The organism is Sulfurospirillum arsenophilum NBRC 109478, from assembly GCF_000813345.1.
GTDB classification, from domain to species: Bacteria; Campylobacterota; Campylobacteria; order Campylobacterales; family Sulfurospirillaceae; genus Sulfurospirillum; species Sulfurospirillum arsenophilum.
Genome location: NZ_BBQF01000003.1, coordinates 39286 through 56406, shown reverse-complemented (window position 1 = coordinate 56406; position 17121 = coordinate 39286). Strand labels below are relative to the sequence as shown.

At 41.5% G+C, this 17121-nt stretch carries 16 protein-coding genes; 15 read left to right on the top strand and 1 reads right to left on the bottom strand.

Annotated features, from left to right (window positions below; genetic code table 11):
- Window positions 1-47: 47 nt before the first annotated feature.
- Genes pseB through SAR02S_RS07775 form a run of 15 tightly spaced genes read left to right on the top strand, consistent with a single transcriptional unit; the run spans window position 48 to window position 14493 of the window.
- Entirely contained in the window at window positions 48-1037 is a 990-nt protein-coding gene (pseB, locus tag SAR02S_RS07845) for a UDP-N-acetylglucosamine 4,6-dehydratase (inverting) (RefSeq protein ID WP_041958575.1), read from the top strand.
- Entirely contained in the window at window positions 1034-2155 is a 1122-nt protein-coding gene (pseC, locus tag SAR02S_RS07840; RefSeq protein WP_041958573.1) for a UDP-4-amino-4,6-dideoxy-N-acetyl-beta-L-altrosamine transaminase, read from the top strand. The genes pseB and pseC overlap by 4 nt, the downstream gene beginning before the upstream one ends.
- Window positions 2152-2841, top strand: coding sequence for a pseudaminic acid cytidylyltransferase (pseF, locus tag SAR02S_RS07835; RefSeq protein ID WP_041958571.1), 690 nt, complete (start codon window positions 2152-2154; stop codon window positions 2839-2841). Before pseC ends, pseF begins: the two co-directional genes overlap by 4 nt.
- The gene (gene pseG / locus SAR02S_RS07830; RefSeq protein ID WP_041958569.1) at window positions 2838-3701 is read left to right on the top strand and encodes a UDP-2,4-diacetamido-2,4,6-trideoxy-beta-L-altropyranose hydrolase; all 864 of its coding nucleotides are present in this window, start codon (window positions 2838-2840) and stop codon (window positions 3699-3701) included. Before pseF ends, pseG begins: the two co-directional genes overlap by 4 nt.
- A complete protein-coding gene (gene pseH / locus SAR02S_RS07825) occupies window positions 3664-4146 on the top strand; it encodes a UDP-4-amino-4,6-dideoxy-N-acetyl-beta-L-altrosamine N-acetyltransferase (protein WP_041958566.1) in 483 nt (160 codons plus the stop codon). The genes pseG and pseH overlap by 38 nt, the downstream gene beginning before the upstream one ends.
- Window positions 4133-5170, top strand: coding sequence for a pseudaminic acid synthase (gene pseI / locus SAR02S_RS07820; protein WP_041958563.1), 1038 nt, complete (start codon window positions 4133-4135; stop codon window positions 5168-5170). The genes pseH and pseI overlap by 14 nt, the downstream gene beginning before the upstream one ends.
- A complete protein-coding gene (locus SAR02S_RS07815; RefSeq protein WP_041958561.1) occupies window positions 5167-6156 on the top strand; it encodes a hypothetical protein in 990 nt (329 codons plus the stop codon). The genes pseI and SAR02S_RS07815 overlap by 4 nt, the downstream gene beginning before the upstream one ends.
- A gap of 13 nt (window positions 6157-6169) precedes the next feature.
- On the top strand, window positions 6170-7132 hold the full coding sequence (locus SAR02S_RS07810; RefSeq protein ID WP_041958559.1) for a Gfo/Idh/MocA family protein: 963 nt from the start codon (window positions 6170-6172) through the stop codon (window positions 7130-7132).
- Window positions 7129-8430, top strand: a complete 1302-nt coding sequence (locus tag SAR02S_RS07805; protein WP_041958557.1) for a DegT/DnrJ/EryC1/StrS family aminotransferase — start codon at window positions 7129-7131, stop codon at window positions 8428-8430. The genes SAR02S_RS07810 and SAR02S_RS07805 overlap by 4 nt, the downstream gene beginning before the upstream one ends.
- A 32-nt stretch (window positions 8431-8462) precedes the next feature.
- On the top strand, window positions 8463-9032 hold the full coding sequence (locus SAR02S_RS07800) for a GNAT family N-acetyltransferase (RefSeq protein WP_052433569.1): 570 nt from the start codon (window positions 8463-8465) through the stop codon (window positions 9030-9032).
- Window positions 9029-9988, top strand: a complete 960-nt coding sequence (locus SAR02S_RS07795; RefSeq protein WP_041958553.1) for a class I SAM-dependent methyltransferase — start codon at window positions 9029-9031, stop codon at window positions 9986-9988. Before SAR02S_RS07800 ends, SAR02S_RS07795 begins: the two co-directional genes overlap by 4 nt.
- Window positions 9985-11121 (top strand): pseudaminic acid biosynthesis protein PseA, encoded by a 1137-nt coding sequence (pseA, locus tag SAR02S_RS07790; RefSeq protein ID WP_041958551.1) that lies wholly within the window; start codon window positions 9985-9987, stop codon window positions 11119-11121. The genes SAR02S_RS07795 and pseA overlap by 4 nt, the downstream gene beginning before the upstream one ends.
- Complete coding sequence (gene hisH / locus SAR02S_RS07785) at window positions 11111-11743, top strand: imidazole glycerol phosphate synthase subunit HisH (RefSeq protein WP_269746294.1); 633 nt, start codon at window positions 11111-11113, stop codon at window positions 11741-11743. Before pseA ends, hisH begins: the two co-directional genes overlap by 11 nt.
- Window positions 11737-12489 (top strand): imidazole glycerol phosphate synthase cyclase subunit, encoded by a 753-nt coding sequence (locus tag SAR02S_RS07780; RefSeq protein WP_041958549.1) that lies wholly within the window; start codon window positions 11737-11739, stop codon window positions 12487-12489. Before hisH ends, SAR02S_RS07780 begins: the two co-directional genes overlap by 7 nt.
- A 9-nt stretch (window positions 12490-12498) precedes the next feature.
- Window positions 12499-14493, top strand: a complete 1995-nt coding sequence (locus SAR02S_RS07775) for a motility associated factor glycosyltransferase family protein (protein WP_041958547.1) — start codon at window positions 12499-12501, stop codon at window positions 14491-14493.
- A 111-nt stretch (window positions 14494-14604) separates the two neighbouring features.
- On the opposite strand, the gene SAR02S_RS07770 is transcribed toward SAR02S_RS07775, so the two are convergent.
- Window positions 14605-17031 (bottom strand): flagellin N-terminal helical domain-containing protein, encoded by a 2427-nt coding sequence (locus SAR02S_RS07770; protein WP_041958545.1) that lies wholly within the window; start codon window positions 17029-17031, stop codon window positions 14605-14607.
- Window positions 17032-17121: the final 90 nt, after the last annotated feature.

The window sequence follows — 17121 nt, the reverse complement described above, 5'->3', positions numbered from 1 at the left end:
GAATTAAAATTGCTTTATACAGGCAAATTCTACTACAAAGGTCTATTGTGTTTAATGGAAAAAATATTTTTATTACCGGTGGCACAGGCAGTTTTGGCAAAAAATATACTGAAATTCTTTTAAAAAATTACAAACCCAATAAAATCATTATTTACTCCAGAGATGAGCTCAAACAGTATGAAATGGCACAGCAATTCACCGACCCAGCTATGCGTTTTTTTATCGGTGATGTCAGAGACGTCGATCGTCTTAAAAATGCGATGTATGGTGTGGACTATGTTATTCACGCCGCAGCACTCAAACACGTCCCCATAGCAGAATACAACCCGATGGAGTGCATTAAAACCAACATTTACGGTGCGCAAAATGTCATCGATGCAGCCCTTGAATGCGGTGTTAGCAAAGTCATTGCGCTTTCTACCGACAAAGCAGCTAATCCTATCAATCTTTACGGTGCAACCAAACTCGCGAGCGATAAACTTTTTGTCGCCGCCAATAACATCAGAGGTGCGCGTAGAACAGAGTTTGCCGTCGTGCGTTATGGCAATGTTGTAGGAAGTCGTGGTTCTGTCGTACCTTTGTTTAAAAAACTCATTGCGGAAGGTGTTAAAGAACTGCCTATTACCGAAGCGGAGATGACACGTTTTTGGATTACGCTTGAGCAAGGGGTCAATTTTGTCCTTAAAAACTTTGAACGTATGAAGGGTGGAGAGATATTCATCCCTAAAATTGCTTCGATGAAAATGGTCGATTTAGCTAAAAGTATGGCACCGCATTTGGGAGTGAAAATCATCGGTATTCGCCCTGGTGAGAAGATGCACGAAGTGATGGTTCCAAAAGATGACAGCCACTTAACACTTGAATTTCATGACCATTATGTCATCCAACCGAGCATTCTGTTTACGCAACAAAACGACTTTACATGTAATGCACTTGGAGAGAAGGGAACGCCTGTTCAATACGGCTTTGAGTACAGCTCCGAAACCAATACCCAATGGCTTGATGCCAAAGGCTTGATGGAGATGATAAACGCATGATTCCCTATAGCAGACAAAGTATCGATCAAAGCGATATAGACGCGGTTGTTGAGACGCTTAAAGGCGATTTTCTCACGGGTGGTAAAAAAGTGAGCGACTTTGAAGAAGCACTCGCACACTACTTGGGCGTCAAACACGTTTGTGTGATGAACTCCGCCACTTCGGCTTTACATGTAGCCTATCAGATCATTGGACTTCAAGAGGGTGATGAAGTCATCACAACACCTCTGACATTTGCTGCAACCTCGAACACTGCCATCCAATGCGGGGCGACCCCTGTATTTTGCGATATTCGTTATGATGGCAATATTGACGAACGCAAACTAGAGGCGTTAATCACCCCTCAAACGAAAGCAATAGCGCCTGTGGATTTTGGCGGAAATCCACTGCCTATTGATACCATTAAAGCGCTGTGCGACAAACATAAACTTTTTCTCATTGAAGATGCAAGCCATGCGCTTGGCAGTGAAACAGATGGCATAAAAGTAGGCAATATTGCCGATATGACCATCTTTAGTTTTCACGCCATCAAGCCTATCACGACCTTTGAAGGTGGGGCAATAGCGACCAATAACAGCGCATTTTATGAACAAGCAAAACTGTTACGCTCTCATGGCATCGTCAAAAAAGAGCTGTGGAATTCTGACATGGTCACCCTTGGCGAAAACTACCGTCTGAGTGATGTAGCGTGTGCTCTTGGGCTTTCACAGCTAAAACGATTGGAAAGTTTTATTGCCAAGCGCAACGAGATCGCTCACTACTATGATGAACGCTTTGCGAACAATCCATATTTTACAACCATTACGATTGATAAACCAAAAAGAAGCACCTACCATCTCTACCCTATTTTGCTTGATCGTTCTTTGTGGTGTTCCAAAGAAGAGATCTTCCAAGCTTTACATGTAAAAGGTTTTGGGGTGCAAGTTCACTACAAACCTGTGTACCAATTTAGCTATTACAAAGAGCGTTTTGGCGAACAACGCTTGGAAACGACGGAAGATTTTTACAGAGCTGAGCTTTCCATTCCTTGTCATCAAGGTATGAGCATGGAAGATGCACGCATGGTAGCAGACGCCCTACTTGAGACACTCGCTTCAATCAAAGGATGCCACCTATGAGACTCGCCATCATCCCAGCACGCGGAGGCAGTAAACGCATTCCTCGTAAAAATATCAAAGCATTTTGTGGCAAACCGATGATCGCTTATAGTATTGAAGCCGCTCAAAAAAGTGGCTGTTTTGACAAAATTGTTGTCAGTACAGACGATGAAGAGATTGCGGCATTGGCACGCACATTGGGTGCGGAAGTTCCTTTTATGCGACCCAAAGAGCTGAGTGATGACCACACGGCAACAATCCCCGTCATCGCCCATGCAATTACCGCTTCGGTTCGTGATCTGAGCGAGGTTGAAGCAGTGTGTTGCATCTATGCTACAGCCCCTTTTGTGCAAGCCCAGTACATCCAAGAAGCGTATGAAAAACTCTCTTCCACAAAAGCTTCTTACGCTTTTAGTGCGACCAGTTTTGCTTACCCTATTCAGCGTGCGATTCGCCTCACGAAAGAAGATCGTGTCGAGATGTTTTCACCTGAAAATTTTGCAGTGCGTAGCCAAGATTTAGAGGAAGCGTACCACGATGCAGGGCAATTTTACTGGGGAACGCCTGAAGCATGGTTAGAAGGTCAAGTGATTTTTGCACCTCACTCCACAGCCGTTCTTTTACCTCGCCATTTGGTGCAAGACATTGACACGCCAGAAGACTGGATACGCGCAGAATTTATGTATAAAGCTCTTTTGCTTTCATGAGAACTTTGATTCGGAGTGATAGTTCAAGCAACATTGGGCTTGGACATGTCATGCGAGATCTTGTCTTTGCCAAAAGCTTAGAAGGCGAAGTCATTTTTGCGTGTCAAAACCTACAGGGGAACATCATTTCCTCCATTCCTTACGAGGTCAAAATCTTAAAATCAAACGATGTGGATGAGCTGGAAGAGCTGATTAAAGCTTTACATGTAAAGCTTTTAGTGATCGATCACTACGGTATTGATGCGCAGTTTGAGCAAAAAATCAAAGAAGCCACCAAAGTAAAAATCCTAAGCTTCGATGATACGTATGAACCTCATCACTGCGATATTCTTTTAAACCACAATCTCTGTGCCGATGTTTCGCGATATAAAAACCTTGTACCCAAAAAGTGCAAACTGCGTTGCGGTAGTCTTTATACACTCATTCGCAATGAATTTAAAGAAGAAAAGAAACAGACGTGTGAGAAAATATATGACGTGTTTATCGCAATGGGTGGGACAGATGCGACCAACATCACGCTCGACATTTTGAAAACACTTCCAAAAGAGTTACAGATAAGCGTTCTTACAACCACGGCAAACGCTCATCTTCACGAGCTTCAAAACTACGTTCAGGGCAAACCTAACATTGTTTTACATGTAAACTCCAACGAAGTCGCCAAACTGCTACACCAAAGTCGCTTAGCCATCGTAACACCGAGTGTTATGGTGCATGAGGTACTGTTTATGGAAGTACCCTTCATCGCGATTAAAGTGGCAAGCAATCAAGACGATATGTTTGCATATCTTCAAAAACAGGAGTACCCTGTTTTAAAGGAGTGGGATGCGTCTTTATTTATGCAACTTTACAACGCTCAGTGAGTCTCAAAAAAAGATGATTTTAATGTGGCGAAATCACGAAAATGTCAAAGCTTACATGTACAATGCAAATGAGATCAGCGAAGCAGAGCATTTTGATTTTATCGAGGCTTTGAAAACACGCGAAGATAGACGCTACTTTTTAGTACAACATGAAGGTATTGATATAGGCGTTATTGACTTTAATGACATTTCAACCTCTTCTGCAACACTGGGACTTTACGCAAATCCAAAGCTCGATCAAAAAGGGATTGGTTCACTTTTGATGCAAAGCATTGTAGAGTATGCGTTTAAAAGATTAAAGGTGAACATACTCAAAGCGGAAGTTTTTGAGGACAACGCAAAAGCCAAAGCATTGTATGAAAAATTTGGATTTTGCGAAAAAGAGCGTATAAGCGTCAATGAAAAAGAGGTTATTTGCATGGAGCTAACCAATGAACATCGGTAATTTTGACTTAGATGGCACACGTACACTTATCATAGCGGAGCTTTCCGCAAACCATGGGAACAGCATCGAAACTGCTAAAGAGACCATAAGAGCGGCTAAAAAAGCGGGTGCAGATGCCATTAAGCTTCAAACCTATACCGCTGACACGTTAACACTCAACTGTGACAAAGAGGACTTCGTCGTCAAAGGTGGCACATTGTGGGATAATAAAACGCTTTATGAACTCTATAAAGAGGCGTTCACCCCTTGGGAGTGGCACGCAGAGCTTTTTGCATGTGCTAAAGAAGAAGGACTCCTCTGTTTCTCAACCCCGTTTGACAAAAGCGCGGTGGATTTTTTAGAGCAATTTGACCCTCCAGCTTATAAAGTAGCGAGTTTTGAAATCACAGACTATGAACTCGTGCGCTACATGGCTTCCAAACAAAGGCCTATGATTATCTCCACGGGTATTGCTACGCTGAATGAAATTGAAGATGTGGTGCGCATTTGTCAAAGGGAAGATAATTCTGAGATTATTTTATTGCAATGTACCTCATCTTACCCTGCCCCGCTTGAGGGCGCAAACCTTCTTACCATACCCGATCTTGCCAAACGTTTTGGTGTCATTGCAGGTTTTTCAGACCACACATTAGGCATCACCGCACCGATTACTGCGGTCGCACTGGGTGCTAAAGTCATCGAAAAGCATTTCATTTTAGACAAAGCCATTGGCGGTGCAGATGCGAGTTTTTCACTCGATGTTGAAGCCTTTACGTTGATGGTTCAAGCGGTACGTGAGGCTGAAAAATTACTGGGTCAACCAACCTATAACAGTGATACGAAAACGATAAAAGGCAGACAATTCTCACGTAGCCTTTATATCGCCAAAGATATTGCAAAAGGTGAAGTATTAAGCGAAGAAAATATCCGCTCCATTCGCCCAGGATACGGGCTCCATCCTCGCTACATCAAAGATGTTTTAGGCAAATGTGCCAAAGAGAATTTAAGCTTTGGAGAGAGACTTCACAAAGAAGATTTCGAGTGAGAAAAATCGCTCTCTTTGCCCACGATGCAGGAGGGGCTGAAATACTTTTAGAGCTTTTGAAAGCCTCTTTACCTGTAGGAAAATTTTGCATCTTTGCTTTAGCAGATTCACCGTGTTACACGCTTATCAAAGCGAAAAAATTAGAGCATTTTTGGTGCAAAATAGCACCAGAAAAAAGCGATATTGAAGCTAAACTTTCTTTGTTTCAACCCTCCATCGTCCTCTATGGCACAGGCTGGCAAAACCATTTGGAGTACCACTTTTTAAACTATGCAAAAATGCACAACCTTCCAAGCATCGCTTTTTTAGACCACTGGACAAACTACCGCGAACGCTTTGGATACCCCGAAAAAAATTGGGAGAACAACCTGCCCTCTTTCATCGCAGCACACGATCAAACAAGCTTCGATAAAGCTAAAGACTTGGGGCTTCCCAACGTTATCGCCATCAAAAACTATACCTTGATAGCTCAACTCAAAGAAGCGCAAAGTGTTTTGGCAAATACGCAAGAGATCAACACCCTGCTCTTTTTAAGTGAACCTACCGCCAAAGTGGCAGAACGCTCTTTTGGAAATGCCTACGGCTGGGGTTTTACCGAAAAAGAGGTCTTTGAAGATATTCTTGTCAACCAAGAAAAATTTGGCTGTAAAAACATTTTGATTCGTCTACACCCTTCCGATACGCCTGAATACTACCAAGCGATTGACCCAAGTGCTACGTTTAGCCACGCCACACTTTTAGAAGATATCGCCCATGCCAAAGTGGTCATTGGCATCGACACTATAGCACTTTACACCGCTTATCTGCTCGGAAAATACGCCATCTCTTACATCCCCTCAACCCAAAGGGAGTGCTGTGTTCCTCTGCCTAAAGCAAACCAACTCACCACTTTTGAGCATTTTCATCTCAATCAGTTGGAAAAAATTTCTCAAAACCCCGAAGATTTCGGTATGGATTTTGCTTTATTCTTAGAAAAACAGTTATAAGAAGGCATGTTTAATGCAAAAAACTCTCTCATGTGCCATTGTTGGAGCAGGCAGTATTGGCGGGCTTATCGACTCGCCTAACAGTGCCAATATCGCTTCACATGCTCACGCCATAAGTAAACATCCCCATTGTAAATTAACGGCTATTTGTGAGCCTGACAGTACAAACCAAGGTGCGTTTATCGGACGTTGGGGCGAGATGGGCGTTTACCATTCGCTCGACTCTCTTTTGCAGTATGAAACTATCGACTTGCTCGCCATTGCGTCACCGACACAGTTTCATGCAGCAACACTGGAAGAGGCTTTACATGTAAAAAGTTTGAGCGCCATTATCTGCGAAAAACCTTTGGTTGCAACCGCTCAAGAATTAGCCCACTTAAAGCCTTTACTACTTTCTAGCGAGAAAAAAATCCTTATTCACCTGATGCGTAGGTATGACCCCTCTTTTATCAAACTTGCCAATGCTATTGCCGCACAAAAATGGGGCAAAGCCGTGCGTTTTCAAGGTGCTTTCACCAAAGGTTTGCTTCACAATGGCGTACACATGCTAGCCGTTTTGAGCCATTTTTTTGGTGAAATAGAAAGTATCAAAGGTTTACATGTAAAACGTTTAAACGAAGATATCGGTGGTGATTTTGACGTTACATGTAAAAATGCACAGGGCTTGCTCAGTTGTATGGAAGAGCTTCCTTACTCGGCATTTGAGCTTAGTATCTGGTTTGAAAATGGCAAAATAGAGATCAAAGAGGGAGGCTCTCGTATTGATACATTTGTCAAAAAACCCTCACCTTTATATGAGGGCTATTTTAGTTTGGAACACGAAGAAACCCTCCCCAATACATTGAAAGACTATGCCCTGCATTCCCTTGAATTTTTACTCCAAAACGACGATATAACCTGCAAGCAGATCTTGCAAGAACAGTTGAATGTTCACGCAAAAATTTTTGAAACCATTGCAAAAGAGAAACAAAAATGAAAAAATTAGCCATCAACGGCGGAGAAAAAGTAAGATCCAACCCTTTTCCAGCTTACAACACCATAGGAGCAGAGGAAGAAGAAGCCGTCCTACGTGTGCTTCGTAGTGGAAAGCTTTCCACGTATCTTGGGGCTTGGCATGATGATTTTTACGGTGGAAGTGAAGTGCGTGCCTTTGAGAAAGAGTGGGCGCAGTTTTTTGGCGTCAAACATGCTATCAGTGTTAACTCTGCTACTTCTGGACTTATTTGCGCCGTAGGAGCGGCTGGGATCGAAGCGGGCGATGAAGTTATCGTCAGTCCCTACACCATGTCAGCCTCAGCCGTTGCACCGCTTTTTTACGGTGGTATTCCTGTATTTGCCGATGTTGAGAAAGACACTTACTGTTTAGACCCTAAAAGCGTTGAGCAAAAGATTACTCCCAAAACGAAAGCCATCATCGTGGTGGACATCTTTGGACAACCGTACAATGTTGAAGCCATCAATGCAATCGCGAAAAAGCACAACCTCATCGTCATCGAAGATGCAGCGCAAGCTCCCGGGGCAAAGTATAAAGAAATTTTTGCGGGAACTTTGGGCGATATGGGTGTTTTTTCACTTAACTACCACAAGCATATCCATTCAGGCGAAGGCGGAGTCATCGTTACCAATGATGACGCGCTTGCCAATAAACTGCAACTCATCCGCAACCATGCCGAGTCGGTCATCGCCAATAAAGGCTTTAAAGCTCCAAATGAGCTTATCAACATGGTCGGATTTAACTTTCGTATGACAGAGATGGAGTGTGCGGTGGCGCGTGAACAGCTCAAAAAACTTCCCTCTTTGCTTAAAACACGTCAAGACAATGTCGCCTACATCAACGAAGCACTTAAAAGCATTCCTTGCCTTAAAACAACCACCATTCGCGAACATGTCAAACACGCTTTTTACGTGCATCCCTTAGAGTTTGACGCAAGCCTTGCAGGTGTCCACCGTGACGTTTTCATCAAAGCAGTGAAAGCAGAACTACCTCGAACCATCATGCGCGATGATTCCGATGTTTTGATGGGATGCGGTTATGTGAAACCCATTTACCTGCAACCCATGTTTGTCCATAAAATTGCGTTTGGAAGCAAAGGCTATCCGTTTAATCTCTCAACTGTAACCTACCAAAAAGGCGACTGCCCCGTATGTGAGAGTCTGCATTTTGAACGTCTTTTCACCCATGAACTCATGCGCCCAGGAATGAGCAGAGAAGATATGGACGATGTGGTTAAAGCATTTGCGAAAGTATGGGAAAACAAAGAGGAATTAAAGTAAAATGAAAAAAGTAAATTTTGCGGAGGTTGCGTGTGAATAATCCTTTTTTAATTGGTAAAAACATCTATCTTCGTGGTTTGAATGTTGAAGATGCACAAGGTGATTATCCGAGTTGGTTAAACGATGAAAAAGTGTGCCAATACAGTGAACATCATGTATTCCCTTATACTCAAGCCCAAGCCATTCAATACATCGAACAACTCCCTTCTCAAAAAGACCGCATTATGCTTGCGATTGTGGACAAGCAAAGTAACACACATATCGGGAACATTACCCTGCTCGCCATCTCATCGTTGCACCGAAGTGCAGAGTTTTCCATTCTTATCGGCAATAAAAATTTCCACGGCAAAGGCATTTCCAAAGAAGCATCTATGCTACTTCTCGACCACGGGTTCAATACAATGAACTTGCACCGCATCTGTTGTGGAACGATGGTTTCCAACACAGCCATGCAACGCCTTGCACTCTCCGTGGGTATGCAACAAGAGGGCATTTTTAGAGATGAAGTTTACAAAGAGGGAAGCTACCATAACACAATTCGTTTTAGTATCCTCAAAGATGAATTTAACGCAAAAAAACACCAATCGGAGAAACACTCATGAGTTCAAGAGCACCTAAAGAAATACACGAAGAACGCCTCAAAATGCACAATGCCAATGTCGCAAACCGTGTGCAATACTTTGACCCAAAAACAGGCTCTTTTTATGAAAACCTTTTGGAAGAACGACCCTGCCCTACATGTAAAACCAACCATGAGCAATTTTTATTTTTTAAAGACGGTGGGCGCTATGTGAAATGTACGCAGTGCGATATCGTCTATCTCAACCCCGTATTTAAAGATGAAAATTTAGAGAAGTACTACCGCACCAACCACGACTTACAAAGTGAAATTGTTGCCAATGATGGGGATTTTTATACCAACATCTACAGCAAAGGGCTACGCGCCATAGAGCGTGTTGCACCTAAAGGGAATATCCTTGATATTGGCTGTTCCGCTGGTATCTTTTTAGACCTAGCCAAGAGTGCGGGTTGGAAAACATTTGGCGTGGAACTGAACGAGCGAGAAGCGTCGTATGCAACCGCTAAAGGTCATACCATTTACAATAAATTCCTTAATGAAGTCACTTTTGAAGCACCCTTAGAAGCTATTTGCCTATGGGATGTCTTTGAGCATCTTAAAGATGGCGAAGTCTATCTCAAAGACATGAAAGCACTTTTAAGTGAAAAGGGTGTTGTCTTTTTACAAATCCCAAGTGCGGATTCACTGGCTGCGAAAATGCTTCGAGAAAAATGCAACATGTACGATGGAATAGAACATGTCAACTTGTACTCTTACAAATCCATTGAAAAATTGGCGCTTAAGTGTGGTTTTGAAATTGAAAGTTGTGAGACAGTCATCGGAGAAATTGGCGTCATGAATAACTATCTAAATTACGATGACCCTTATTTTGGCAATAGCACCAACACTAAAACGTTCCTTGGTGGCCTTGATGAAAAATGGCTACATGACCAAAAAATGGGCTATAAAATGCAACTGGTTCTAAGGAAAAAAGGATGAGATTTTGTACCAAATGTGTGATGCCTGACACAAAACCTGATTTGCATTTTGATGAGCATGGTGTCTGTGATGCGTGTCGGTCACAAAAGGCTAAAGATTTTGATATTGACTGGGAAGCACGCAAGCAAGAGTTTTTAGAGGTTGTCAAAAAACATAAAAAAAACAAATACTACGACTGCATCATCGGCGTCAGCGGTGGCAAAGACTCTACGTATCAAGTGATGAGTGTCCTTGAGATGGGACTTAACCCGCTGTGTGTCTGTTTTGAGCCGACCATTCCTACCGAAGTGGGTCGTCAAAATCTTGCAAACCTCAACCAATTAGGCGTCGATTTGATTCATATCAAACGCAATCCTAAAGTCTATAAATCGATGATCAAAGAGGCGGTTAAACGTGTAGGGGATTGTGAATGGCCAAACCATTTGGGCATTTTTACAACACCTGCGCACATTGCGGTTAACTTCAACATTCCTCTTCTCATCTGGGGCGAAAACTCCGAACTCGAATACGGCGGACCTGCGGCGAGTAAAGACAATGCCTGCTTAGATAGAAAATGGCTTGAAGAGTTTGGTGGACTTTTGGGGAACCGTGCGACGGATATGCTTGGCGTGGACGGTATTAGCGAGAAAGATTTGGCACTCTACTTCTACCCAGAAGATAAAGATGTTCAAAGAGTGGGCGTTACAGGACTCTTCTTGGGCTACTACATCAAGTGGGATTTACGAAAGATTTTAAGTGCTGCCCAAAAAAGCGGTTTTAGTACCTCTGATAGACGCGTTGAGACTACCTATGAAAATTTTGAAAACCTAGACTGCTACAGTAACCATGTCCATGACTACCTCAAATACGTCAAATACGGTTTTGGTAGAGCCAGCGACAATGCTTGTTTAGATGTGCGTTTGGGTTATATTTCTCGCGCGGAAGCCGTACGTTTAGTTACTAAATACGATGGTATTCCTCCAATGAAAGCGATTGGTGAATTTTTAAAATACACAGGCTTTACACGCGAGGAGTTTGATGCTATCGTTGACTCGTTTACCAATAAAAAAATCTTCCAAAGAGATGCCAATGGCAAATTTATCAAAGATATAGACGGTTCATTGGTACGAAAAGAGGAATACATTGTCCGCTAACATCGTCATTATTGATTATGGTATGGGAAATCTTCGCTCGGTGCAAAAAGCCTTTGAAAAAGTAGGCTTCTCTGCCACCATTACTCGTGACCATGCCCTCATTAAAGAAGCTTCTCACATCGTTTTACCCGGTGTCGGAGCTTTTGGCGATGCGATGAAAAATCTCAATAGTTTGGGACTCAGTGAGCTTTTACATGTAGAAGTTTTGGAGCATAAAAAACTCTTTTTAGGTATCTGTCTTGGAATGCAACTTATCGCAGAAAAAAGCTATGAATTTGGAGAACACCAAGGACTAGGCTGGATAGAAGATGCGAAAGTTGTGCGCTTTGAAGAAGGCTCTTTAAAAATTCCTCATGTGGGCTGGAACGAGATGAACTTTCGTCATCCTAGCATTTTATTTCAAGATATTCCCGACCATAGCAACTTTTACTTTGTACACTCTTACTATTTTGAAGCACCTTCAACGTATGCCATAGGCTATTGTGACTATGGTAAATCTTTTGTCTGTGCCATCCAAAAAGACAATATCTTTGCAACGCAATTTCACCCTGAAAAAAGTCAAACACACGGACTTCAAATTATCAAAAACTTTGCACAGTTAACGAAGGAATCGCTATGCTAAAACATCGCCTTATTCCTTGTGTGCTTCTAAAAGATTGGCAACTCGTTAAAAGCATTCAGTTTGGCTCTTTTCGTACCATCGGTCATCCTACTGCAACCGTTCGTGTTTACAATGCCCGCAATGTCGATGAACTCATCGTTTTAGACATTGATGCGAGTTTAAATAACGAACCCATCAATACCGAAATCATTACCGATATGGCAAATGAGTGTTTTATGCCTCTTACCATCGGCGGTGGCATCAAAACGATCGAAGATGTCTATACTGTTTTAGGTGCGGGAGCTGATAAAGTTTCGATCAACTCAGAAGCCATTAAGCGACCCTCTTTTATCAAAGAGATCGCTACCATTTTTGGCTCGCAATGTGTTGTTTGTTCTATCGACATTAAAAAAGTGGATGGTACCTACAGAGTTTTCAATAAGAAAAATGGTCTGCTTGACATCGACCCGATTGAACTTGCCAAAGAGTATGAAGCTCAGGGGGCTGGAGAGATTTTACTCACGTCCATTGACCAAGAAGGAACAACACAAGGTTACGATACTGAGCTTTTAAAACTCTTTGCCAATACCCTTCATATCCCTATTATTATCAACGGTGGTATGGGCAAACCACAAGATGGTGTAGAAGCCTTGCAAAATGGTGCAGATGCACTCGCAGCAGCCTTTATTTTCCACTTTACACAATACACACCCCAAATGATCAAAGAAGAACTTTCTCGCCATCACTACCCTGTTAGACTACTCTAAGGAACACGCATGAATGATATTACAACCAACGCACTCAATACATTTACTAAAAACTTGAAATTTCTCGAAGAAAATCATAAACCTATTTTTGAAAAAATTTCTCTGCTTAACCAACTCATTGATGAGGGGCACTATAGCGAACACTACGCTTTGGAATATAAAGAAGAGGGTTATTTTGATATTTTAGAACTCTCTAGCAATGAGTTTTTGTATAAAAGCAACAGCCTTGAAGCGGCTGAGCGTATGGTTGATGCTATTGATTTCAAGCGTACAGGCGCTGTCTTTAAAGCGCAAAAATATGTTTTCGCATCTGAAGAACAAGCAGAACGCATTGATAAAAGTGAGCTCTCTTTTCACAATTCACTGTGGGCAACAATTAAAATTATTAATTATGTCAGTCAATATGCCACCCCTGAGACTTTTATGAATCGTGTTCATAAAATTATCTTTTTAGGCATTGGATTAGGACTGCATCTTTTAAAAATAGCCGAAAAACTGAACCCTCAAGTTATTTTTATCAAAGAAAAAAACCTTGAAACCTTTCGCCTCTCTTTGTTTGTGACCGATTATGCAGAGCTTGCACAAGGTCGTTTCCTCCACTTTTCACTCACCGATGATGACAATGAAGAGAGAGAAAACTTTTTAGCATTTTTAAACAGAGGCAATAATTATAATCTCCATCTGAAACACATCCCTTTTACCATGGATTATCAACTAGACCTTCAACGTCTCCAGTCGCATGTTCTTTCTCAAAGTTACATAAACTATGGCTACAGTGCTATGTTGTTTCGTTTTGTCAGCTCACCTCGCTATTTAGCGCGTGGCTACTCTTTTTTAAATGTGAATAAAGTCTATACCGACAATATTTTTACAAACAAACCGGTACTGCTTTTATTTTCAGGGCCATCAACGTCTAAAAATATCGATTGGATTGTAGAAAATCGCGATCGTTTCATCATTGTCTCAGCACTTTCAACGTGCCGATTACTAAAACGTTTTGGCATCACACCCGATATTATTATCCATATCGATCCAGGCGAAAATACCTCCTTACTTTTTGAAGAATTAGACTCTGACTATTTCAAAAACTCAACCATCCTTCTCGCCTCCAATGTGGATGAAGCAACACTTCAAAGATTTGATAGAGCTCATGTTCATTTTATAGAGCAAGGTACGTTTTATAAAAAAGGGTTTGGAAGATTCTCAGCACCCAGTGTAGGCGAATATACGTATGGTCTATTCCTTATTATGGGAGCAACCGAAATCTTTATGCTAGGTGTGGATCTAGCTCTTAATCCTGATACAATGCAATCACACGGTGACTTTCACCCATTCCAAGTAACAGGTGAACATAACGAGCACAGCGCATCACTAGACCCAAATGCCTCTATCACGTATGTGAAAGGTAATCTATGCGAAACGATTCCTACACTCTCTGCGTATAAGATATCTATTGAACAAGTTGCTATTTTTACGGAAATGCTTAAGCGTGAATACCATCATGTTCATAATCTCAGTAATGGTGCTTATTTGGAAGGATGTGATCCTCTTCGCTTTAGTGATTATGATTGGAAAGGGCTCCCTGTTCTTGATAGAGATTACCTACGCGAAGGCATAGAGAAGTTTTTCATAAGTATAGGCTCAGATGATTTCAACGAGGGGGATAAAGGTCAAATCTCTTACCAAATCAAAGAAGCGAAAAAACTCGAAAAGATTATTAAACAGCACCAAAAGAAAAAATTTGCGCATGCGGATGCTTATCTTCAAACACTTGCAAAACTTTCATGGGATTTAAGTGATATGGAGTATAAGACTCGCTCAGACTTAGCACAAGTCTATTATGAGTATTTTTCTATTGTGATGAGTTATATCTTCGATCTTTTCAATACAAAAGATCTTCCGAATTTTAATAAGCATGTTACTAATATTGATGCTCTTTTGGTAAAACAACTCTTGAAAATGTCGCAGGTGTATATTTCGAAGCTTGAGGCGTATTTGAAGTAAATGTCCGAGCCAAAAGGCTCGGTCAATCAATAAAAAAAAGCTAATGCAAACCGCTTGGGCAGCTTACATTAGCTTAGAACTAAGGCCGCTAAGCAGCCTTAGGCATTGTTACTATTGTAACAATTTTAGTACGTTTTGTTGTACAGAGTTCGCTTGACTCATTGCATAACTTCCTGACTGTGCAAGAATGTTATATTTAGAGAAGTTCGCTGATTCTGCAGCAAAGTCAACGTCACGAATACCAGACTCAGCACTCTTAACGTTTACTTGAGTTACAGAGATGTTATTGATAGTTGAAGTGATTTGATTTTGAACAGAACCTAAATCTGAACGAATAGTATCAAGGTTTGTCATCGCAGCACTAACGGTATCAATAGCTTTCATCGCACCTTCAAGAGTTGTAACGTCGATGCTAGATAGATTTGTAAACTCTGTTGTTCCCAATTCAACACTATTTTGACCGCCACCATTTACAGCAAGTTTAGATCCAATAGCGATAGATGCATTAGTACCAGAAGTACCTTTGATCATATTGAAATCTTTACTGATAGATACGTCAGCTGTTAAAGTAACGTCTGTTCCAAGAATAGTACCTGCTTTCAATCCAGCACCTGCACCACCACCTACTTGAGCATTTGTCAAGTCTTGGTTAATAACAGTTCCGGCTTTAAGAACAGTATCTGAAACAAGTGTTGAACCTGCTTTGATAACGGTATCTTGGTTAAGCGTAACGGCTGCACGAAGTTGAATTGCACCACCGATAGTTGAATTCTCTTTAAGAATTGAACCACTACCAAGAGTTGAACCTACTTTCAAGAGAGTTTCTTGTTTTGTTGTTCTGTCACCACTTACAGTGACGCTATCACCCATAACACTACCAGCAGCAATAGTTGAGCCTGAAACAAGTGATGTACCCGCTTTAATAGTCATTTCTGTTGAAACAATTGCAGAACCTGTTGTAACAAGGTCTTCACCAAGAGTACTACCCGCAACAAGTGTACTAGAAGCACCGATTGCAGCTTGTTGGTTGTTTTTGTCAATGGTAATGACCATATCTTTTGATAAGGTAGTTGCTGTCGCCAATGTAACGTCAACAGTTAATGTTGTTCCCGCTTTGTATTTTACGCCAGAAACAGAGATATCTTCATTAAGGACAGTACCTGCATCAAATACAGTACCAACACCCAATGTTGAACCTGCTTTAACAAGCATATCAGCAGTAAGCGTAGTGGTTGTTCTTGTTGTGATAGTTGTTCCAAGAGTTGTACCATGCTCTAATTTAGCACCTGAACCAATAACAGAACCAACAGTTAATGTACCATCTTTTGTTGAAGATGCAGACTCCATCGCAACTGTTGCAGTAATTGCCATACCAAGTACAGTACCAGCAGCTAATACACTGTCAGAAATAATAGTACTACCAACAACAATTGTTGAATCTTGTACTGCGGTCATAGTGCCAGTGATAGTCATATCTTCACCAACCGCTGTACCCATAGGTGAGCCAGTGATTTGGAAAGTTGAAGAACCTGCTTGAACGACTTCAAGATGTCCAACTGTACTCATCTCATCTGCAGTACTACCCATAACACCTGAAACAGCACCAGTAACACTGATAGCACGACCATCACTTGTTGCCAATGTAATTTTACCATCAGCAGTTTTAGTTGCAGTGACGCCTGTTTCAGTTGATTTGTTGTTAATTGCTGTTAATAATGTTGATTCACTGTCATTTGCTGAAACATTGATCGCGCCAATATTTACACCATTGATAGCAAAATCAGCACCTGTTGTTCCAGCAACGATTGCAGCCTTAGTTGTTGTTGTAACAACTGCTTTTGCAGTAATACCTGTTTCAGCACTATTTTTGTTAATAAGATCTGCAAGTTTTCCCATACCATTAGCAGGGTCATTGTTCATTTGCAAATTAACAGACTCTAGTGAAATTGAAGCACCACTAAGAGCACTTTTAAGTGTTAATTGGTTCGTACCAAGCTGTGCAATACTTAATGTACTACGGCTTGTTTGACCAATTTGACTTGTTTCAGCTGAAGCAATAGAAGTTTTAACAGTCTCATTCGCGTTTGCACCAACTTGGAACTCTTTATTGGTAAATGTACCAGAAAGTAGTTTTTGTCCGTTGAACGATGTTGTTTTAGCAATACTGTTCAAGTTCTCAAGTAAACGGCTGATGTCTTTTTGAATTGCCAAACGAGAAGAAGCGTTTTGACCATCAGATGCTGCTTGTACAGATTTAGTCTTGATAGTATCAAGAATGTTTGAGTACTCGCTAAGCGCACCATCGGCAGTTTGGATCAAACCGATCGCATCATTACCATTGTTAACAGCTTGACCAAGTGAACTTGCTTGCGCTCTAAGGGAGTTAGCAATAGCAAGACCAGAAGCATCATCTGCAGCTTTGTTGATACGAAGACCTGAGGACAATTTAGAAAGCGCATTGTCCATGTTTCTGTTGTTGATTGCAGCACTTGTTTGTGCAGTAAGTGACGCAACGTTTGTGTTAATACGGAAACCCATGATAAATCCTTTTATCTTTTGTATTTCGCAGGCATCCTTGCCTTTGATGAAAACAAGATCGTCACCTCAAAAAAAAACTTTAACATCCAA

Coding starts and splice junctions, on each gene's coding strand:
- pseC (WP_041958573.1), top strand. CDS start 1,034: ATGATTCCCTATAGCAGACAAAGTATCGATCAAAGCGATATAGACGCG.
- pseF (WP_041958571.1), top strand. CDS start 2,152: ATGAGACTCGCCATCATCCCAGCACGCGGAGGCAGTAAACGCATTCCT.
- pseG (WP_041958569.1), top strand. CDS start 2,838: ATGAGAACTTTGATTCGGAGTGATAGTTCAAGCAACATTGGGCTTGGA.
- pseH (WP_041958566.1), top strand. CDS start 3,664: ATGCGTCTTTATTTATGCAACTTTACAACGCTCAGTGAGTCTCAAAAA.
- pseI (WP_041958563.1), top strand. CDS start 4,133: ATGAACATCGGTAATTTTGACTTAGATGGCACACGTACACTTATCATA.
- SAR02S_RS07810 (WP_041958559.1), top strand. CDS start 6,170: ATGCAAAAAACTCTCTCATGTGCCATTGTTGGAGCAGGCAGTATTGGC.
- SAR02S_RS07805 (WP_041958557.1), top strand. CDS start 7,129: ATGAAAAAATTAGCCATCAACGGCGGAGAAAAAGTAAGATCCAACCCT.
- SAR02S_RS07795 (WP_041958553.1), top strand. CDS start 9,029: ATGAGTTCAAGAGCACCTAAAGAAATACACGAAGAACGCCTCAAAATG.
- pseA (WP_041958551.1), top strand. CDS start 9,985: ATGAGATTTTGTACCAAATGTGTGATGCCTGACACAAAACCTGATTTG.
- SAR02S_RS07780 (WP_041958549.1), top strand. CDS start 11,737: ATGCTAAAACATCGCCTTATTCCTTGTGTGCTTCTAAAAGATTGGCAA.
- SAR02S_RS07775 (WP_041958547.1), top strand. CDS start 12,499: ATGAATGATATTACAACCAACGCACTCAATACATTTACTAAAAACTTG.
- SAR02S_RS07770 (WP_041958545.1), bottom strand. CDS start 17,031: ATGGGTTTCCGTATTAACACAAACGTTGCGTCACTTACTGCACAAACA.